This is a genomic window from Paenarthrobacter sp. NyZ202, from assembly GCF_049860755.1.
Taxonomy (GTDB): domain Bacteria; phylum Actinomycetota; class Actinomycetes; order Actinomycetales; family Micrococcaceae; genus Arthrobacter.
Genome location: NZ_CP187556.1, coordinates 1486925 through 1505642 on the forward strand (window position 1 = coordinate 1486925; position 18718 = coordinate 1505642).

The 18718-nt window shown below is 64.3% G+C and carries 15 protein-coding genes; 6 read left to right on the forward strand and 9 right to left on the reverse strand.

The window, feature by feature from the left end; all coding sequences use genetic code 11:
- The first annotated feature begins 144 nt into the window (after positions 1-144).
- A complete protein-coding gene (locus tag ACPFL9_RS06985) occupies positions 145-1554 on the forward strand; it encodes an MFS transporter (protein ID WP_426006635.1) in 1410 nt (469 codons plus the stop codon).
- A 69-nt stretch (positions 1555-1623) separates the two neighbouring features.
- Here ACPFL9_RS06985 and ACPFL9_RS06990 read toward each other — a convergent pair whose 3' ends face one another.
- The 4 genes from ACPFL9_RS06990 to ACPFL9_RS07005 form a co-directional block, all read right to left on the reverse strand.
- Positions 1624-3495, reverse strand: a complete 1872-nt coding sequence (locus tag ACPFL9_RS06990) for an acetyl/propionyl/methylcrotonyl-CoA carboxylase subunit alpha (protein WP_426006636.1) — start codon at positions 3493-3495, stop codon at positions 1624-1626.
- Between the two features lie 47 nt (positions 3496-3542).
- Positions 3543-4205: a Maf family protein gene (locus tag ACPFL9_RS06995; protein ID WP_426006637.1), complete on the reverse strand. Its 663-nt coding sequence runs from the start codon at positions 4203-4205 to the stop codon at positions 3543-3545.
- A 298-nt stretch (positions 4206-4503) separates the two neighbouring features.
- The gene (locus tag ACPFL9_RS07000; RefSeq protein ID WP_426006639.1) at positions 4504-7029 is read right to left on the reverse strand and encodes an MMPL family transporter; all 2526 of its coding nucleotides are present in this window, start codon (positions 7027-7029) and stop codon (positions 4504-4506) included.
- A 1-nt stretch (position 7030) separates the two neighbouring features.
- A complete protein-coding gene (locus ACPFL9_RS07005; protein WP_426006640.1) occupies positions 7031-7747 on the reverse strand; it encodes a TetR family transcriptional regulator in 717 nt (238 codons plus the stop codon).
- Between the two features lie 108 nt (positions 7748-7855).
- Between ACPFL9_RS07005 and ACPFL9_RS07010 the strand changes: the two genes are divergently transcribed.
- Positions 7856-9211 carry an HNH endonuclease gene (locus ACPFL9_RS07010; protein ID WP_426006641.1) on the forward strand — a complete coding sequence of 452 codons (1356 nt, stop codon included), beginning with the start codon at positions 7856-7858 and terminating at the stop codon, positions 9209-9211.
- A gap of 27 nt (positions 9212-9238) precedes the next feature.
- Here ACPFL9_RS07010 and ACPFL9_RS07015 read toward each other — a convergent pair whose 3' ends face one another.
- The 5 genes from ACPFL9_RS07015 to ACPFL9_RS07035 form a co-directional block, all read right to left on the reverse strand.
- On the reverse strand, positions 9239-9691 hold the full coding sequence (locus ACPFL9_RS07015; RefSeq protein ID WP_426006642.1) for a YbjQ family protein: 453 nt from the start codon (positions 9689-9691) through the stop codon (positions 9239-9241).
- Positions 9692-9778: 87 nt separating this feature from the next.
- Positions 9779-11212 carry a dicarboxylate/amino acid:cation symporter gene (locus ACPFL9_RS07020; protein ID WP_426006643.1) on the reverse strand — a complete coding sequence of 478 codons (1434 nt, stop codon included), beginning with the start codon at positions 11210-11212 and terminating at the stop codon, positions 9779-9781.
- Between the two features lie 115 nt (positions 11213-11327).
- Positions 11328-13010, reverse strand: coding sequence for a DUF885 domain-containing protein (locus ACPFL9_RS07025; RefSeq protein WP_426006644.1), 1683 nt, complete (start codon positions 13008-13010; stop codon positions 11328-11330).
- 59 nt (positions 13011-13069) lie between these two features.
- A complete protein-coding gene (locus ACPFL9_RS07030) occupies positions 13070-13258 on the reverse strand; it encodes an acyl-CoA carboxylase epsilon subunit (protein ID WP_426007508.1) in 189 nt (62 codons plus the stop codon).
- A 44-nt stretch (positions 13259-13302) separates the two neighbouring features.
- Positions 13303-14886, reverse strand: coding sequence for an acyl-CoA carboxylase subunit beta (locus ACPFL9_RS07035; RefSeq protein ID WP_426006645.1), 1584 nt, complete (start codon positions 14884-14886; stop codon positions 13303-13305).
- A gap of 213 nt (positions 14887-15099) precedes the next feature.
- Between ACPFL9_RS07035 and ACPFL9_RS07040 the strand changes: the two genes are divergently transcribed.
- From ACPFL9_RS07040 to ACPFL9_RS07055, 4 genes are read left to right on the forward strand one after another with little or no spacing between them, the layout of a single operon-like run.
- A complete protein-coding gene (locus ACPFL9_RS07040; RefSeq protein WP_426006646.1) occupies positions 15100-15996 on the forward strand; it encodes an SDR family oxidoreductase in 897 nt (298 codons plus the stop codon).
- A gap of 57 nt (positions 15997-16053) precedes the next feature.
- Positions 16054-16968, forward strand: coding sequence for a biotin--[acetyl-CoA-carboxylase] ligase (locus tag ACPFL9_RS07045; protein WP_426006647.1), 915 nt, complete (start codon positions 16054-16056; stop codon positions 16966-16968).
- Positions 16961-17554, forward strand: coding sequence for a PH domain-containing protein (locus tag ACPFL9_RS07050; RefSeq protein ID WP_426006648.1), 594 nt, complete (start codon positions 16961-16963; stop codon positions 17552-17554). The genes ACPFL9_RS07045 and ACPFL9_RS07050 overlap by 8 nt, the downstream gene beginning before the upstream one ends.
- Positions 17544-18713, forward strand: coding sequence for an adenylate/guanylate cyclase domain-containing protein (locus tag ACPFL9_RS07055; protein ID WP_426006649.1), 1170 nt, complete (start codon positions 17544-17546; stop codon positions 18711-18713). Before ACPFL9_RS07050 ends, ACPFL9_RS07055 begins: the two co-directional genes overlap by 11 nt.
- The last annotated feature ends 5 nt before the right edge of the window (positions 18714-18718 follow it).

Genomic DNA, 18718 nt, shown 5'->3' on the forward strand with positions numbered 1-18718 from the left:
AGTGTGGAAATTTCCTGTCAGTCCGGATCGTGGACTTTGTTGTCCATTCAATGGACTCCGGGAACTATTATTGAACTCTCGAATATTCCGTCGCCGACCGGGTCGCAGGGCACCGGCCGGCGTGAACGAAAGCTGCTACTACACATGTCTTCCACTGCACCCTCCAAGGAAGGTGAGTCCACCAAGCCGGTGAACTCGCGGGGCCGGGTGATCTTCGCCAGCCTGATCGGCACGACGATCGAGTTCTACGACTTCTACGCCTACGCCACCGCGTCGGTCCTCGTCTTCCCCAAACTCTTCTTCCCCAACGCCACCGACATCAACGCCCTTCTCAGTGCCTTTGCCATTTTTGGCGTTGCGTTCTTCGCACGGCCCATCGGCGCCGTGGTCTTTGGCCACTTCGGTGACAAGATCGGCCGCAAGGGCACCCTGGTCGCTTCGCTGCTGACCATGGGTATCGCCACGTTCCTGATCGGTCTCCTTCCGGAGGCTTCGCTGCCCGGGTGGGCCATCATGGCACCGCTGCTGCTGGTTGTCCTGAGGTTCTTCCAGGGCCTGGCCTTGGGTGGCGAGTGGTCCGGTGCGGCCCTGCTCGCCACCGAGAACGCTCCTGAAGGCAAGCGCGCCATTTACGGAACCTTCCCGCAACTGGGTGCCCCGATCGGCTTCATCATCGCCAACGTCATCTTCATCTGGATGAACACCGCACTGACTGCCGAGCAGTTCCTGGCCTGGGGCTGGCGAGTGCCATTCCTCTTGAGCGCCGTGCTGGTCATCGTTGGCCTCTACGTCCGCCTCAAGCTCGTGGAGAGCGCGTCCTTCACTAAGGTCATCGAACAGGACAAGGTCCAGAAGCTGCCCTTGGGCGCCACGTTCAAGAAGCACTGGCGCCCCGTGGTTGCCGGTACGTTCATCATGTTGGCCACCTACGTGCTCTTCTACATCATGACCACGTTCACGCTGTCCTACGGCACCAAGCCCACCCTCGCCGGCGCGCAAGCGGCGGCCGAGAAGACCGGCACTGCGATGACGGCAGAACAGATCGCGGCCTATGTTCCCGGCCTCGGCATTCCGCGGTCCGACTTCCTGTGGATGCTGATCCTCGGTGTCGTCTTCTTCGGTATCTTTACGGTGGTCTCCGGGCCCCTTGCCGAGAAGTGGGGCCGCCGCAAGTTCCTGCTGGGCGTCACCGCCGGAATCTTCGTGTTCGGCGCCCTGTGGTTCACCATGTTCGGACCGGGCCAGGCAGCCGCGATGGTGGGCCTGATTGTTGGCTTTACGCTCATGGGCCTGACGTTCGGCCCCATGGCAGCAATCCTGCCCGAGCTCTTCCCCGCCAACGTCCGCTACACGGGATCAGCAGTAGCCTACAACCTGTCCTCCATGATCGGTGCAGCTCCTGCGTCCTTCATCGCCATCGCCCTGTGGTCAGCCGCCAACGGCAGCACCTGGCTGGTGGGGGTCTACATGGCAGTTGCCGCCGTCATCACCTTCGTCGCGCTCTGGCTTACCCGCGAAACCAAGGACACGGACTACGAGAACAACGTGGCCTAAGTACCCCAACAACGACGCCGGCCCCGCACCGTTTGGTGCGGGGCCGGCGTCGTGATGGGGTACTTCGCTTTAGTCCTCGATGGTGGCGATGACAGCGCCGGCGGACACGGTTTCCCCTGCGGAAGCCGTCAGGCCGCGGACAGTACCGGCCTTGTGCGCGGTCAGGGGCTGCTCCATCTTCATGGCTTCGAGGACCACGATCAGGTCGCCCTCGGCCACCACGTCGCCATCGGCTGCAGCGATCTTGACGATGGTTCCCTGCATCGGGGAGGTCAGGGCGTTGCCGCCGGCAGCAGCGGCGGTGGCGCCTGCCGAGCGGGACCGCTTCTTCGACTTGCCTGCCTTGGCGCCCGAACCACTGGAAACGGCGGCGACACCGGCACCCAGGCCGGACGGCAGGACGACCTCAAGGCGCTTGCCGCCAACTTCGACGACCACGCGCTGGCGATCACCGGCGTCGGGACCTTCTGCGCCGGCGCCGGACGGGGACCACGCCGGAATGTTGTTGACGAATTCGGTCTCGATCCAGCGGGTGTGGACCTTGAAGGGGCCTTCGACCGGTGCAAAGTCAGGGTCCGTGACCACGGCGAGGTCGAAGGGGATAACGGTGGGAATGCCTTCCACCACCATTTCCTCCAGGGCACGGCGCGAACGCTGGAGTGCCTGCTCGCGGCTGGAACCGGTGACGATCAGCTTGGACAGCATCGAGTCGAAGTTGCCGCTGATGATGTCGCCCTGTTCCACTCCGGAATCAACGCGGATGCCGGGGCCGGTGGGGTTCTTCAGCGTGCTGATGGTGCCGGGTGCAGGCATGAAGTTGCGGCCCGGGTCCTCGCCCGTGATGCGGAACTCGAAGGAGTGGCCGCGGACTTCGGGGTCCTCGTAGCCCAGGGCTTCTCCGCGGGCGATCCGGAACTGCTCGCGGACCAGGTCGATGCCCGTGACTTCCTCGGACACGCAGTGCTCCACCTGAAGGCGGGTGTTGACCTCGAGGAAGGAGATGGTGCCGTCCTGGCCTACCAGGAACTCGCACGTTCCGGCGCCGAGGTAGTTGGCCTCCTTGAGGATGGCCTTGGAGGATTCGTAGAGGCGCTTGTTCTGCTCTTCGCTCAGGTAAGGTGCGGGAGCCTCTTCCACGAGCTTCTGGTTGCGGCGCTGCAGGGAGCAGTCGCGGGTGGAGACCACAACAACATTGCCGTAGGCGTCCGCCAGGCACTGGGTTTCCACGTGCCGCGGGGAATCCAGGAAGCGTTCGATGAAGCACTCGCCACGGCCGAATGCTGCGACGGCTTCACGGACAGCGGATTCGTAGAGCTCCGGGATCTCTTCCATGGTGCGGGCGACCTTGATGCCGCGGCCACCACCACCGAACGCTGCCTTGATGGCAACGGGGAGGCCGAATTCCTCGGCGAACTTCAGGATTTCGTCCGCGTCCTTGACCGGGTCGGCAGTGCCGGGGACCAGCGGGGCGCCGACCTTTTCGGCAATGTGGCGGGCCTGGACCTTGTCGCCGAGTGCGGAGATGGCCTCAGGGGAGGGGCCGATCCAGTTGATCCCGGCTTCGATCACCTTGGCGGCGAACTCGGCATTCTCGGCCAGGAATCCGTAGCCCGGGTGGATGCCGTCGGCGCCGGACTGCTTGGCGACCTCGATGATCTTGTCCATCACCAGGTACGACTCCGCTGCCGTGTTGCCACCGAGTGCGTAGGCCTCGTCAGCGAGGCGAACGTGCAGGGCATCACGGTCCGGGTCTGCGTAAACGGCTACGGAGGCGATGCCTTCGTCCCGGGCGGCTCGGATGATACGGACCGCGATCTCGCCGCGGTTGGCAATCAAGACCTTGGTAAGAGGGCTGGAAATGGGCTGCGCCGGGTTAGCTGACAAGTTGTTGACTCCTTCTGTCCTTGAGGAGCGTAGCGCGATTGTGAGGGTTCCGCCCATATTGATGGGGGATTCCGTGTGTGAACCGGCGTTCCTTTGTAGGGTTGCTACAAACCTGTTTCCTGGGCCCACAGCTCTGTGACGTTGACGTTCGCATGGCTGAGCAAGTCGCGAAGCGTGGAGATGGAAAGACCGACGACGGCGTGCGGGTCGCCGTCGACCTTGCGGATGAACGCCCCGCCCAAGCCGTCTATGGTGAAGGAGCCTGCACAGTGGAGCGGTTCGCCGGTGGCGATGTAGGCGTCGATGTCTTCGGTGGACATCTCGGCAAAGTGCACTTCCGCGCTGGAGACGGCACCCAAGGTGGCACCGGTCCCGGTGGCGGGCTCGTCGTCGTCCACGTCTGCGGCGGTCTCGCGGCAGTCAACCAGCCAGTGCCCCGTGTGGAGAACCCCCTTCGAGCCGCTCATGCGCAGCATACGCTCCTTGGCGACATCCGGCGTGTACGGCTTGCCGTGCGACTCGCCGTCGAACTCGAAGACCGAATCGCAGCCGATAACCAAGGCACCTTCGGCTTCGGGGAGCGAAGCAACAGCTTCGGCCTTTGCGCGGGCAAGGAGCAGCGCGGTGTCGTGGGGATCCGTCACTCCGTAGCGGGCCTGCACCGCGTCCTCATCCACGTCCGAAACAAGGACGTCATGCCGGATGCCCGCCTCGGTGAGGAGCTTGGTGCGGGCAGGGGACTGGGAAGCAAGGATCAATCTGGTCACGCCCCCAAGCCTATACGGACGCTCTCTCACCGATTGCCGTGGTTGGCCTGACGCTCTCTCACCGATTGCCGTGGTTGGCCTGACGCTCTCTCACCGATTGCCGTGGATGGCCGGACGCTCTCTCACCGATTGCCGTGGTTGGCCTGACGCTCTCTCACCGATTGCCGTGGTTGGCCGGACGCTCTCTCACCGATTGCCGTGGTTGGCCTGACGCTCTCTCACCCATTGCCGTGGATGGCCGGGAGGAAGCGATAGGTGAGAGAGCGTTCGTCAAAAGGGGGTAATCGGTGAGAAAGGGTCAGTGGACCAGTTCCTGCGCGCCCGATGTGGCACGGTCGCTGCGGTTCAGCTTGGCGCCCTCCACATCGACGTCCGGAAGGAGACGGTCCAGCCACTTCGGCAGCCACCAGGCCTTTTCGCCGAGGAGGTACATGACGGCGGGAACGATCGTCATGCGGACCACGAAGGCGTCAATCAGCACACCGAACGCCATGGCGAAGCCGAGCGGCCGGACCATGGTCAGGTGGCTGAAGATAAAGCCGGCGAACACGCTGACCATGATGATCGCTGCAGCCGTCACCACGGCAGCGGCATGGCTGAACCCGGTCCGGACGGCGTGCTTGGCCGATTCGCCGTGCATGAAGGACTCACGCATGCCGGAGGTGATGAACACCTGGTAGTCCATGGCCAGACCGAACAGTACACCGATCAGGATGATGGGCAGGAAGCTCAGGACTGCGCCCGGGTTGGCGACATCGAACACCTGGCCCAGCCAGCCCCACTGATACACCGCCACCACGGCGCCGAACGCGGCGGCGAGCGACAGCAGGAACCCGCCAGTGGCGAGCAGCGGCACCACGATGGAGCGGAACACCAGCAGCAGGAGGATCAGGGATAGCCCGACGACGATTGCCAGGTAGGGCGGCAGGGCGGCACCGAGCTTTTCGGAGACGTCGATGTTGCCTGCCGTCTGTCCGGTCAAGCCGATGGTGACACCTGTCTCTTCGCGGATCTCCGCACCCTTTGCACGGAGTTCGGACACCACTTTCACCGTGCTGGCACTGGCCGGGCCTTCCTTGGGGATGACCTGGTAGACGGCGGTGCGTCGGTCCTCGCTCAGCGCGGCGGGCACGGCTGCGACAACGTTTTCGACGCTCCGCAACTGATCGGCGACGTCAAACTGCTTGTTCCTGGCGTCTGTTTCGCTGAGGCCGTCGGGGAACTCGCCGACCACCACGATCGGTCCGGTCACTCCTTCGCCGAAACTGCTGCGCGTCAGGTCGTACGCCTTAAAGGCCTGGGAGTCGACCGGTTCGGACCCGCCGTCGGGCAGTGCCAGCCGCAGCTGTGAGGCGGGCAGCGCAACCGCGCCCAGCAGCGCGATGCTGAGGATCAGGGCCACCCAGGGGTGGCGGGTCACCAGCCCGCCCCACCCACGGGTGCTGCGCTTCTCGTCGAGTTCGCGGTCCGCGGCTTCGTGGTCAGGTTCGGCGTTGTGCCGCGCGGCTTTGGCCCACGCACGCTTGGAGACCAGCCGGCGTCCGATCAGGCCGAGGATCGCGGGCGTCAGGGTCAGGGCGACGACGACGGCGACCGCAACTGTCGCTGCGGCCGCAACACCCATGACGGCCAGGAACGGCAGCCCGGGCACAACCAGTGCAGCCAGTGCGATGATGACCGTCAGGCCTGCGAACAGGACGGCGTTGCCCGACGTTCCTGTGGCCAGCGCAGCCGATTCTTCGCCGTCCATGCCCGCCAGAAGCTGGTTGCGGTGGCGGTTGACGATGAAGAGGGAATAGTCGATCCCCACGGCAAGGCCCAGCATCAGGGCAAGCATGGGCGAGATGGAGCTCATGTCGATCACGCTCGTGAGGGCGAAGGTCCCGCCGACGCCAACCGCCACACCGATGATGGCCATGAGAAGCGGCAGTCCGGCAGCAATGAGGGTTCCGAGCATGAGGATCAGGACAAGGGCTGCCACTGCTACGCCCACGATTTCCGCCACGCCAAAGATCTGCGAAACGTCTTCCGTGATTTCCTTGCTGGCGTACGCGGTCACGCCGGCGGAGGAGACGCCATGGACGATGTCCTGGACTTCCTTGCGGACGTCGGGTGACACGGCATTGATGGAGGTCTTGAACTGGACCTGCGCGATCGCGGCCTTGTTGTCGCTGGAGACGAACCGCATGCCGTCTGACGCTTCAATCTGGCGCTTGGCGAGGGCCAGCGCCGCGGCGCCGTCGGCGGCTTCCTTGGTTCCGGCGTCGAGCTGTTCCTTGCCGGCAGCGAGCTGGGCGCGTTGAGGTGCAAGCTGCGCTTCAATTTGGGCAGGGGTCAATCCTGCTGCAGCAAGCTGCTGTTCGGCTCCGGCAAGCTGGGCTTCACCGGCGGTGAGCTGCGCCCGGGCAGCATCCAACTGCGCCTGCCCGGCAGCGGCCTTTGCCTCACCGTCGGCGAGCTGGGCTGCGGCCTGGTCCAACTGCTCCTGCGTGGTGAAGGGGTTGACCACACCCTGGACGTCAGGAAGTTCTTCGAGCTTGGCCAAGGCATCTGCCACTGCATCCTTGCCCGCTTGGTCGAAGCCCGAAGCGCCGGCCTCGAACGCCACGCTCGCAGACCCGCCCGAAGCCTCCGGGAGGGCTTCCTTCAACTTGTCGGCCATCTGCTGTGTTTCAGTGCCGGGGATGGTGAAGTTGTTGGACATGGTGCCGTGGAACGCAGCGGCAGAGCCGCCAACGGCGACCAAAACGGCCAGCCATAGGGAAATGACCAGCCAACGGCGGCGGTAGGAGAACCGGCCGAGTCGGTAGAGGAACGATGCCATGTCAGAACCGATCTGTGGTGGTTGGAACGGAGGACGCCGCGGCGGCTGCCGCACTGTTGTTAATGTCCGACGGCGGCGCGAAGCCGGCTCCCAGCAGCCCCATCGCATCGATGAGGTGCTGGCGAAGGACTGCGAGCGATTCGGGGGAGAGATCCGGCCCGCGTTCAGCGAACCAGACGTTCATGGCTGCTTTTCCGCAGGAAATGACCGAGCCTGCCAGTGCGTGGAGGTACAGCTCACTGACGTCCTCGCCCAGCCTGGAACGGGCTGCGTCGATGATTTGTCCCGTGCAGTGGTCCCAGGCTTCGAGTTCGGAGCGGGCGAGCGAACGGTTGTCCTGGGTGAGGCTGAACAGTTCCGCCATGGGCGCAACGGACATCGGGTCGGCGAGGGCCATGAGGGCGGCTTGGGCTGATTCGAGGATGGTTTCGTCGTTGGGCCGCAGCTTGAACTGCTCCAGGGCACGATCCATGAAGCCGTCGGCCACGGACGATAGGGCTGCCTCGAGGCTTGGGAAGTAGTTGAAAAAGGTTCGTCGGGATACACCTGCGGCGGCGGCGATGTCTTCCACGGTGAAGTTGCCCGGGCCGTGGCTGCGGAGCAGGTCAAGGGCGGCTGCTGCGATGGAGCTGCGGGTAGCTGCCTTGTTGAGTTCGCGGCGCGAGGGAGCGCCTGACTCGGCTGTGCCGGGCGGAGCGGGCGGCTGATTGGGGGTCACATACTTACACTAAGTGCAACTTTGCACTCTGCGCAATCTGAGCAGTGTTTCGGTCCGTCCCACCAGCAGCGAGCCTAAAATGTCAGACCTCTCTGGGAGCCTTAATGAATGGAACGGATTGGGGCTCAGGAAGCTGGCGCAGCTAATGTGCCGCTACCTGCCCTCGCCGGTCCGGTTCAGGCACTGACCGTCGCCGGCCAGCTGATCGAGCAGCTGCGCGTTCTGGAGGATATGAAGTCCGCCATTTCCGGTCTGCAGGCCAAGATCGCTGTGGCTTTTGATCAGGCCCAGCGCCAAGTCCAAGCAGAAGCCGGCGTCCCGGCATCGGAACGTGGCAGGGGAGTCGCCGCTCAGGTCGCGCTGGCACGGCGGGAGTCGCCCAACCGGGGTTCACGGTTGTTGGGCTTCGCGAAGGCGCTGGTAACCGAGATGCCACGCACTCTGGCAGCGCTTGACTCCGGCCAACTCAATGAGTGGCGGGCCACTCTGCTGGTCAGGGAAACCGCCTGCCTGTCCGCTGAGGATCGATGCGCGGTAGATGAGGAACTCGCCGCGGACAGCGGGACCTTCGACGGCGCCGGCGACCGTTCGATCGTCGCCGCTGCCAAGGCCGCCGCTTACCGTCGGGATCCTCGTTCGGTGACCCAGCGCGCTGCCAGGGCTGCCTCGGAACGGCATGTTAGTCTCCGGCCGGCTCCTGACACCATGGCGATACTGACCGCGCTGCTTCCTGTAGCCCAGGGCGTTGCCGCCTACAAGGCATTGGCTCAGTCGGCTGATTCTGCCCGTTCGGGCGGCGACGACCGTTCAAGGGGCCAGGTTATGGCGGACACGCTGGTTGAACGGCTCATTGGAACGTCGGGGGGTGTAGGCCGGCTCGAACTACAGCTCGTCATGACCGACCGTACGCTGTTCCAGGGAGATTCGGAGCCGGCCCGGTTATCGGGTTATGGCATCGTTCCGGGCGGCTGGGCACGTGCTCTTGTTGGTGAGGGTGGTGGGGCTGGGATTAATGCGGGCGGGCCGTCGCCGTCTTCGAGCGAACTGCAAGCGGCGTCCGGACAAGGGGGATCCGGGTCTAAAGGTCATAACTACGATGTCTACCTGCGCCGGCTCTACACAGCGCCGGCCAGCGGAGAACTTGTGGCCATGGATACCAGGTCCAGGCTCTTCCCCGGCGGCCTGCGGCGGTTCATCGAAACCAGGGACGCCGTGTGCCGCACGCCTTACTGTGACGCGCCCATACGCCACATCGACCACGTCGTTCCATGGCATTCAGGCGGTCCCACCAGCCTGAATAACGGTGCCGGACTCTGCGAGCAGTGCAACCACACCAAGGAGAGCCCGGGGTGGTCGTCCACAACGGTAACCGCCCTGCCCATGCACAGCATGGATGTCAGGACTCCGACAGGACACACCTACCGGTCCAAGGCGCCGCCTTTGCCAGGCACAGCCCTGCACTGACGCGGGCGGGGCTGTGCCGGGGCTTTCTTAGAACTGCGGCTGGCCGGGGAACTGCTGACCAGGCTGCTGCGGCGCACTCTGCTGCGGATGGCCTGCTCCCTGCTGTGGCTGCTGCTTGGTCAGATAAATCGACTGCCCGGTTGCTCCCGGCTCGCCCTCACCCAGCGGCAGAACATAGACAGCCGTTCCGTAGGCGCAAACTTCGGTCCAGTTGGTGCCCATCTCGGAGGTGTCGAAACGCATGGCGACGATCGCATTTGCACCGCGCTGCTGTGCCTCGTTGACCATGCGGGCCATCACTTCCTGGCGGCTTTCGTACAGGGCACGGGTCATCTCGGGCAGTTCGCCGCCACCCAAGGAGCGGAATCCGGCGAGCATCTGCGACCCGATGTCGCGTGAACGGACAGTGAGGCCCATGACTTCGCCGAAGACGGCGTCAATGCGGTGGCCGGGAATTTCATTCGAGGTAACGATCAGCATGATCCAGAGCCTATCCAGAAGTCGCCGTTAAGCAGGTGAATCCCCGGGGAAAGTCCGGGGATTCACTTGAGGCATGGAAGCCTGCGGTCAGGCCTTGGTGTCAGCCAGTTCCGGTTTCCCGGCCTCTGTCGCAGGGGTGTCCGTGCCGGACTCGTCGTTGAATGCAGCGCCGTTACGGGGCGCGTTGTACAGCGATTCGTCCAGGATGCCTTGGCGTTTGGCCACGATTGCGGGGACCAGGGCCTGGCCTGCCACGTTGACGGCGGTCCGGCCCATGTCCAGGATCGGGTCGATGGCCAGGAGAAGACCGACGCCGGCCAGCGGCAGTCCCAGCGTGGACAGGGTCAGGGTGAGCATCACTACGGCGCCGGTGGTGCCGGCCGTGGCCGCTGAACCCAGGACTGAGACCAGGACGATGAGCAGATACTGGCTGAAGTCCAGGTTGATGCCGAAGAACTGGGCCACGAAGATCGCAGCGATGGCCGGGTAGATCGCGGCGCAGCCGTCCATCTTGGTGGTGGCTCCGAGCGGCACGGCGAAGGATGCGTAGCCTGAGGGAACGCCGAGGTTGCGCTCGGTGACGCGCTGCGTGAGCGGCAGCGTGCCGATGGACGAGCGGGAAACGAAGGCCAACTGCACGGCCGGCCACACGCCGGAGAAGTACTGCTTGATGGACAGACCGTGGGCGCGGACCAGCACCGGGTAGAGCACGAACAGCACCAGAGCCAGGCCTACATAGATGGCAAGCGTGAATTTGCCCAGCGATCCGATGGTGTCCCAGCCGTAGATGGCCACGGCGTTACCGATCAGGCCAATGGTGCCGATCGGGGCGATGCGGATGATCCACCACAAGACCTTCTGGATGACGGCCAGGGCTGAAGCGTTGAAGGTCAGGAAAGCCTCGGCCTGCTTGCCCACCTTGAGTGCAGCGATACCGACGGCGATCGCGATCACCAGGATCTGGAGGACGTTGAAGCTCACGGACGTGCTGACGGTGGTGGCGGCGTTGGCGCTTTCGGTGACCGTCGAGCTTGCGCCGAGGCCAAGGAAGTTCTTGGGGAACAGCCCGATGAGGAACGCCCACCAGTCACCCGTCTTGCCCGCGTACTTGGCTTCTTCCGTGATGCCGGTGGCGGCACCGGGCTGAAGCAGCACGCCCAGGCCGATGCCGATAAGTACGGAAACCAGGGAGGTGATGGCGAACCACAGCAGCGTGTTCCAAGCGAGCCTCGCTGCGTTGGAGACCTGTCGGAGGTTTGCAATGGAGCTCACCACGGCGGTGAAGATCAGTGGAACGACGGCCGTCTGCAGCAGGGCGACGTAGCTGGAACCGATCGTCTGAAGGGTTGCGCCAAGCCCGTTGGGGGCTGCTTTGGTGCTGCCCGTGTACTTGGCGATGAGGCCCAGGACGAGGCCCACGATAAGGGCGGCGATGATCTGGACGCCGAAGGAACCGGCCCACTTGGGGAGCCGGGAACCGGACGTGCCGGATGCGGGAGTGATGGTGTTTGAGGTGCTCACCGGAACACGGTAGGTGCTTCGCAAATAACATAGCGAACGGACGTTTAGAAATGTTACGTGCGCAAAAGTTATTCCTTGTGCGTTTGTGACGTTGGTCTCCGGTGAGCGCCCCGGATCAGCCCAGCAACGCCCTGCGCAGCACGTCCAACCCCACCGAGCCGATGTTCAGCGCTTTGCTGTGGAAGGACTTCAGGTCGAAGCCTTCGCGGGATTCCAGCTCCGCCCGGATCTGCTCCCACAGGCGCTGGCCGACCTTGTAGGAGGGTGCTTGCCCGGGCCAGCCGAGGTAGCGGGCAAACTCAAACTGCAGTTGGCCTTCGCTGATGTCCAGATTGGCTTTGAGGAAGTCGAAGCCCTTCTCCGGCGTCCAGGTTCCGCTGCCCCACCGTTCGGGAACGGGCAGTTCCAGGTGGACGCCGATATCGAACACCACCCGGGCTGCCCGCATCCGCTGGCCGTCCAGCATGCCCATGTGGTCGCCCGGATCCTTGAGGTAACCGAGTTCCAGCATCAGTTGTTCGGCGTAGAGCGCCCAACCCTCACCGTGCCCCGACACCCAGCAGACGTTCCGGCGCCAGTTGTTGAGCAGTTCGCGGCGATAGGTTGCCGTTGCAACCTGGAGGTGGTGGCCGGGAACGCCCTCGTGGAACACGGTGGTGGTCTCCGACCACGTGGTGAACGTGTCCTCACCTGCGGGGACAGACCACCACATGCGTCCAGGGCGCGAGAAATCGTCGGAGGGGCCCGTGTAGTAGATGCCGCCTTCGTCCGTGGGGGCGATCATGCATTCGAGGGTCTTCATGATGTCCGGAATGTCGAAATGCACGTCGGCCAGCTCGGATACGGCACGGTCGGAGAGGTCCTGCATCCAGGCCTTGAGGGCGTCGGTGCCCTTGATCTGCCGGGCGGGATCGTTGTTCAGGATGTTTTTGGCTTCTTCGATCGAGGCACCGGACTTGATCTGACCGGCCACTTTTTCCTGTTCGGCAATGAGCCGTTCAAGTTCCTGCACGCCCCAGGCGTACGTTTCCTCAAGGTCCACGGTGGCGCCCAGGAAGGATCGCGATGCCAGGGCATAACGTTCCCGGCCCACGGCGTCCTTCTCCGGAGCCGCGGGCAGCAGTTCGTCCCGGAGGAAAGCAGCAAGGGAACCGTAAGCTTCCCGCGCCGCCGAGGATCCGTCGTCGAGTTTGGCCTGCACGTCGGCTGGAAGCGGCGAGCCGCCCACCGTGGCCTCAGCGGCAAGCTTGGCGAAGAACCCGTCTTCGGCGGCGTAGCGGCTGGTTTGTTCGATGACGATCCGGACCTGGCGGGCGGCGGAAACCTTGCCGTCAGCCGCAGCAGCGCGCAGCGAGCTGATGTACCCCTCGATCGCCTCGGGAACATTGGCCGCGCGACCGGCGATATGTCCCCACTGCTCCACCGTGTCCGTGGGCATGAGGTCGAAGATGGCGCGGATGTCCTGTGCGGGTGAAGCAATGTTGTTGAGATCGGCAGCATCCCAGCCGGAGGCGTGGATCTCCAGTTCCAGGCCGAGCCGTTCGCGCATGGCATCCAGGGTCACTACGTCGGTGTCATCGGAAGGCTCCAGGGCAGCCAGCGCCTCCAAGGCCTCCCGCGTGGCCTTGGCATGTGCCTCGGTGCCGGCCGGTGAATAGTCCTGGTATTCCGTCTCGTGCCCCGGCAATCCCAGCGTTGTGGCGAAGCTGGGATTGAGTTCGATCAGCTTGTCTGTGTAGGCATCGGCGACGGCGTCAATGGCGGACTTGGGCCGTGCAGGGGTGTTTGCAGTAGTCACCCCCAGAGCCTAACCGTCACCACCGTCACGTGAAAGGGTTGCTGAACGTGCGTCGGGAATCAGCCGCGGCTGCGCCGCCAGGCGCCGGGACCCGGGGTGGGGTCGAGGCGCAACTGCTGGCGGCGCACCCAGTGGCGCACGTTTGGTTTTGAAGGCGCCGGGGCCTGGGGTACTCCAACGGAAGCGACGACGGCGGCCAGCGCCGCGAGCTCTTCGGGCGTGGGGTCTCCCTTGACCACGGAGAACATGGGCAGCACCGGCTCGCTGGCCGGTACCGGGTTCTGTGCCGCGCTCACAGCGGGATGTTCCCGTGCTTCTTGGTGGGCAGGCTGGCGCGCTTGTCCCGGAGAGCGCGCAGTCCACGGATGATCTGCAATCGCGTGTCGGATGGAGCGATCACGGCGTCAACGTATCCCAGTTCGGCGGCCTGGTAGGGGTTGAGCAGTTCTTCCTCGTAGCCCTGGATGATTTCGGCCCGCTTGGCTTCAACATCGCCACCGGCTTCGGCAACGGCGGCGAGGTCACGTCGGTACAGGATGTTGACTGCGCCCTGGGCACCCATGACACCGATCTGCGCCGTGGGCCACGCGAGGTTGAGGTCGGCGCCGAGCTTCTTGGAGCCCATTACGATGTACGCGCCGCCGTAGGCCTTACGGGTGATCACGGTGAGCTTGGGAACAGTTGCCTCTGCGTAGGCGTAGAGGAGCTTGGCACCGCGGCGGATGATGCCCTGGAACTCCTGGTCCTTGCCGGGAAGGAAGCCCGGAACGTCAACCAGGGTGATGATGGGGATGTTGAAGGCGTCGCAGTGGCGGACAAAGCGGGCGGCCTTTTCGGAGGCGGAAATGTCCAGGGTTCCAGCGAACTGCATGGGCTGGTTGGCCACGATGCCCACCGTGTGGCCTTCAACCCTGCCATACCCAATGATCACGTTGGGGGCATACAGGGACTGCATCTCCAGGAAGTGGGCATCGTCCACGATCTGCTCGATGACCTTGCGCATGTCATAGGGCTGGTTGGCGGAGTCCGGGATCAGGCCGTCCAGGGCGAGATCGTCCTCGTCCAGTTCGAGTTCCTGGTCGTGCTCCACCACGGGCGCCTCGGACAGGTTGTTGGACGGGAGGAAGTCCAGCAGTTCACGGACGAACTCGATGGCGTCGGCTTCGTCGGAGGCCAGGTACGTGGACGTTCCTGTGGTGGCGTTGTGCTGGCGCGCACCGCCCAGGGTTTCCATGTCCACGTCTTCGCCGGTGACGGTCTTGATGACGTCTGGTCCGGTGATGAACATGTGGGAGGTCTTGTCCACCATGACCACGTAGTCGGTCAGGGCGGGGGAGTATGCGGCCCCACCGGCGCACGGACCCATGATGAGGGAGATCTGCGGGACCACTCCGGAAGCGTGGACGTTGTTACGGAAGATGTCCGCGAACATGGCCAACGACGCCACGCCTTCCTGGATGCGGGCGCCGCCACCGTCGTTGATGCCCACTACCGGGCAGCCATTGCGGAGGGCGAATTCCTGGACCTTGACGATTTTTTCGCCATTGACCTGGCTCAGGGAACCGCCATAGACACTGAAGTCCTGGCTGTAGATGGCGATCAGGCGGCCGTCCACGGTGCCGTACCCGGAAACCACGCCATCGCCGAGGGGCTTCTTCTTTTCCATGCCGAAGGCGGTGGAGCGGTGCACTGCCAGGGCGTCGAACTCGACGAACGATCCGGGGTCAACCAGCAGGTCGATGCGCTCACGGGCCGTGTTCTTGCCGCGTGCGTGCTGCTTCTCGATCGCTTCAGGGCCCGAAGGCTGTTCAGCCCGTGCCTGGCGGTCGCGGAAGTCTGCAATCTTTCCCGCTGTCGTTGTCAGATCGTGGCTCATCAAGTGTCTCCGGCTCTGTAGCTGATATTCGCTGGCGCAGTCCATTTACGGTAAAAGCTCGTTAAGTAGCTTCCGTACAAAGAACAGGCCTCGCTGGCCAGTCTAGTGACGCCTTTGCCGCGAACCGCTGTAGAAACCCTACAATTTTCCGACGCGAAGCCGAAGAAGCCACTATGTTACCCGTCAGTAACATATCTGGGTTAGAGTGTGTCCATGACTCAAGGCAACGACGCTTCCCAGGTCCCGCAGCACGGCGCATCTCCGTATGCAGCCACCGGTTCCCTGAAGGGCAAAACCATCATCATGTCCGGTGGCAGCCGCGGCATCGGGCTTGCCATTGCCACCAAGGCCGCCCGGGACGGAGCCAATATCGTCCTGCTGGCCAAGACCGGCAAGCCGCACCCGAAGCTGGAAGGCACGGTCTTCACGGCTGCTGAGCAGTTGGTGGCCGCCGGCGGGCAGGCGCTGCCCCTCGTCGGGGACGTCCGCAATGACGATGACGTAGCCGCCGCGGTGAGTGCCGCCGTCGAGCGGTTTGGAGGCATCGACGTCGTCATCAACAACGCCTCGGCGATCGATCTGTCCCGCACTGACGCTGTGGACATGAAACGCTACGACCTCATGCAGGACATCAACGTCCGGGGAACCTTCCTGCTGTCCAAGCTGGCGCTGCCCGCACTGCTGGATTCCGGCAGTGGCCACATCCTGACGCTGTCGCCACCGCTGAACCTGGACCCCAAGTGGGCCGGGATGCATCTGGCGTACACCATGGCCAAGTACGGCATGAGCCTGACCACCCTCGGGCTCGCAGAAGAGTTCAAGGACCGCGGCGTGTCCGTCAACTCTCTGTGGCCGTGCACGCTGATCGACACCGCAGCCATCCGGAACATGCCCGGAGGCGGGCAGATGGTGAAGGCTGCCCGGGGCCCGGAGATCATGGCTGATGCCGCCCACGCCATCCTCACCGGCGCCAACCTTTCAGGCGGCACGAAGACGACCGGGAATTTCCATACCGATGAGGACGTCCTGCGGGCGGCGGGTGTTGATGATTTCTCGCCCTACAGCTTGGGCGCTCCCGAAGACCAACTGGTCCGGGACATCTTCCTCTAAGCAGATTCGCAGGCGCCCGGGGCGCTTGCGCGCGTCCCGACTGGATAGGATTCTGCCATGGATGCCGAACAGCCTGATTCCAGCCACCGCCACGACTCCCGGGAGCGTTCTGCGTTGGACCGCGAAGCGCTGCTGGCCCCGGAGTTCCTGTCGGCTACGGGCATTTCGCAGCTGAAGATCGTCGACTCCACGGGATCCACCAACCAGGACCTGGTGCGGGCGGTCACAGTGGAACCGAAGAAATGGGCGGACCTGGCTGTCCTGACCGCTGAGCACCAGACGGCCGCCCGCGGGCGCCTGGACCGCCACTGGGAATCCCCGGAACGGTCCGCCGTTTCCGTGTCCATGGTGCTTCGCCCCGTCACCGCCGACGGAATGCCGGTACCAACGCAAAGCTACTCCTGGCTCTCGTTGCTGGCGGCGGTGGCACTGCGCGAGGCCTTGCAGGAGGCGGCGGGCATTACGGCGGACATCAAGTGGCCCAACGACGTCCTGGTAAACGGGCGCAAGGTAGCGGGCATCCTCGCCCAGCTGACTTCACCGGGCGACGGTTCAGTTCCTGCCGTCATCCTCGGCGTGGGCCTGAATGTCTCCCTGTCGGAAGATGAACTGCCGGTGCCAACGGCAACGTCGTTGGCCCTGGAAGGAAGCACGACGACGGACCGCACCTCGCTGCTGCAGGCATACCTGAGGCGTTTCGCCCGGCTTTACCGGAGTTTCTGTAATTCGGAAGGGGACCCGTCAGCAGGCCTGGAGGGAGGCCACTCGCTGCACAAGAGGGTCGAATCCGCCATGGTCACCCTGGGCCGGGAGGTCCGCGCCCACCTGCCGGGGGACCATGAACTGGTGGGCCATGCCTCACGGTTGGATGAGCACGGCTCCCTGCTGGTGGTGGACCATGGTGGGCGGGAGCATGTGGTGACGGCAGGAGACGTGGTGCATCTGCGCGCCACAGAAAGCGGTTATGCGTAAGGAACTGCTTCCCGGGGAGCAGGTCATTACCATCACGCGGCAACAGGCCCGCTCCTTGTTTTTTCCTGTGGTGACCTTCATCGTGCTGCCTGCCGTGGCGGCCTATGCCTGCGCATGGATTGTCAAAGGCAATCCGCAGCGGCTCGCCCCGTTCATCACCAGTGAGTGGACCCCGTGGCTGTTGGGTGCGTGCGGCGGGCTGACGGCTCTGGCGCTCCTTGGCTACAGCGTCAAGAGGCTGCTGAAATGGCGGTCGGTCCGCTATGTCCTGACCAGCCGCCGGGTGATCGCCAAATACGGGATGTTCAACCGCGCCGACTGGCAGGTGCCGCTGGCCTCGGTACGCAGCGTGGGTGTCCACCAGAACCTGCTCCAACGGTCATTGCGCTCCGGGAATATATCCTTGGATACCGGACCATCCGGTACGGCTGTACTGGCCGACGTGCCGGAAGCCGGAAAATTCCGGGAGTTCGTCCTTGATGCAATGGGCGAACTGCCGAATAGTGAGGTCTTTGAGGGTGAAGTCCTGACGGACTTCGATGAGGTGCCGTGGGAGCTGGGAGAAGGTGGAAGAGATGAGCGTTGAAGGGCAGAAGTCCGGCGAGGACCTGGGCGAAGAGTTCGACGCCGTACCCGAACCTTCCGTGGACGAGGACACCGAGCCTGCGCCAAGCGTCGCCACGGGACCACCGACCGGTGTGATGTCGGCCGAGCGGCTTGCCATCAAAGCGCTCGAGGCGAGGCTCCTCGGCGGCGAACGCAAGCTCCGCCGTCGTGAAGTTGCTGCCGGGGCAGGCGTTTCGGTGCTGTCCGCCCGGAAGCTGTGGCGTGCGCTTGGATTCCCCAATTGGGGCGATGACGATGTTGCCTTCACCGAACGGGACCAGGCAGCGCTGACCACCATCCTGGACCTGGTCCGCGCCGGTCTCCTGACCGAGGAAGCCGCTATCTCGGTTACCCGGTCCATCGGCCAGATGACGGACCGGATGGTGGTGTGGCAGGTTGAAGCCCTGGTGGAGGACATGGTCCAGGAGCAGGGTATTCCGGATGCCGTGGCCCGGAAGCAGCTGGTGAACCAGTTGCCGGCGCTGGTGGATTCCCTTGAGGAAATCCTGGTCTACTCCTACCGCCGTCAGCTCAACGCGGGCGTCCAGCGCCTCGCGGTCCGGGCCGAAGCCGGCCTGCAGGCCAGCGAGGAAGGACGCGAAGGTGACGAGGACGATGCTCCGCTGCCCCTGGCCCGGGCCGTGGGCTTCGCGGACCTCGTGTCCTACACAAGCCTGTCGCGCCGCATGAATGAGAAGACGCTGGCCCAGATGGTGCAGCGCTTCGAGAACAAGTGTGCCGAAATCATCTCCGTGGGTGGTGGCCGCCTGGTCAAGACCGTGGGTGACGAAGTCCTGTACATCGCCGAAACACCGGCCGCAGGGGCGGAAATTTCGCTGGCCCTGGCCCACGCCTTCACCGAGGACGAGATCCTTCCGCAGGCCCGTGTCTCCATGGTGTGGGGCCGCATTCTCTCCCGATTGGGTGATATCTATGGCCCGACGGTTAACCTGGCGGCCCGCCTCACAAGCCTCGCCCAGCCGGGGACGGTGTTGGTGGACGCCATGACGGCTGCTGCGCTGGGGCAGGATGACCGGTTCGTCCTGGTACCGCAGGCGTCGGAAAACGTCCGTGGTTTTGGCGAAATCCATCCCGTCATGCTGGCCAGGGGCCGGGGCAGGGGCCTGGTCCTGGACTGACAGGC

Bases quoted from the DNA above. Each gene is read 5' to 3' on its own strand.
- ACPFL9_RS07015 (WP_426006642.1), bottom strand. From the start codon at position 9,691: ATGCTGATCGTTACCTCGAATGAAATTCCCGGCCACCGCATTGACGCC.
- ACPFL9_RS07040 (WP_426006646.1), top strand. From the start codon at position 15,100: ATGACTCAAGGCAACGACGCTTCCCAGGTCCCGCAGCACGGCGCATCT.
- ACPFL9_RS07000 (WP_426006639.1), bottom strand. From the start codon at position 7,029: ATGGCATCGTTCCTCTACCGACTCGGCCGGTTCTCCTACCGCCGCCGT.
- ACPFL9_RS07030 (WP_426007508.1), bottom strand. From the start codon at position 13,258: ATGTTCTCCGTGGTCAAGGGAGACCCCACGCCCGAAGAGCTCGCGGCG.
- ACPFL9_RS07010 (WP_426006641.1), top strand. From the start codon at position 7,856: ATGGAACGGATTGGGGCTCAGGAAGCTGGCGCAGCTAATGTGCCGCTA.
- ACPFL9_RS06990 (WP_426006636.1), bottom strand. From the start codon at position 3,495: ATGGGCGGAACCCTCACAATCGCGCTACGCTCCTCAAGGACAGAAGGA.
- ACPFL9_RS07045 (WP_426006647.1), top strand. From the start codon at position 16,054: ATGGATGCCGAACAGCCTGATTCCAGCCACCGCCACGACTCCCGGGAG.
- ACPFL9_RS06985 (WP_426006635.1), top strand. From the start codon at position 145: ATGTCTTCCACTGCACCCTCCAAGGAAGGTGAGTCCACCAAGCCGGTG.
- ACPFL9_RS07055 (WP_426006649.1), top strand. From the start codon at position 17,544: ATGAGCGTTGAAGGGCAGAAGTCCGGCGAGGACCTGGGCGAAGAGTTC.
- ACPFL9_RS07035 (WP_426006645.1), bottom strand. From the start codon at position 14,886: ATGAGCCACGATCTGACAACGACAGCGGGAAAGATTGCAGACTTCCGC.
- ACPFL9_RS07050 (WP_426006648.1), top strand. From the start codon at position 16,961: ATGCGTAAGGAACTGCTTCCCGGGGAGCAGGTCATTACCATCACGCGG.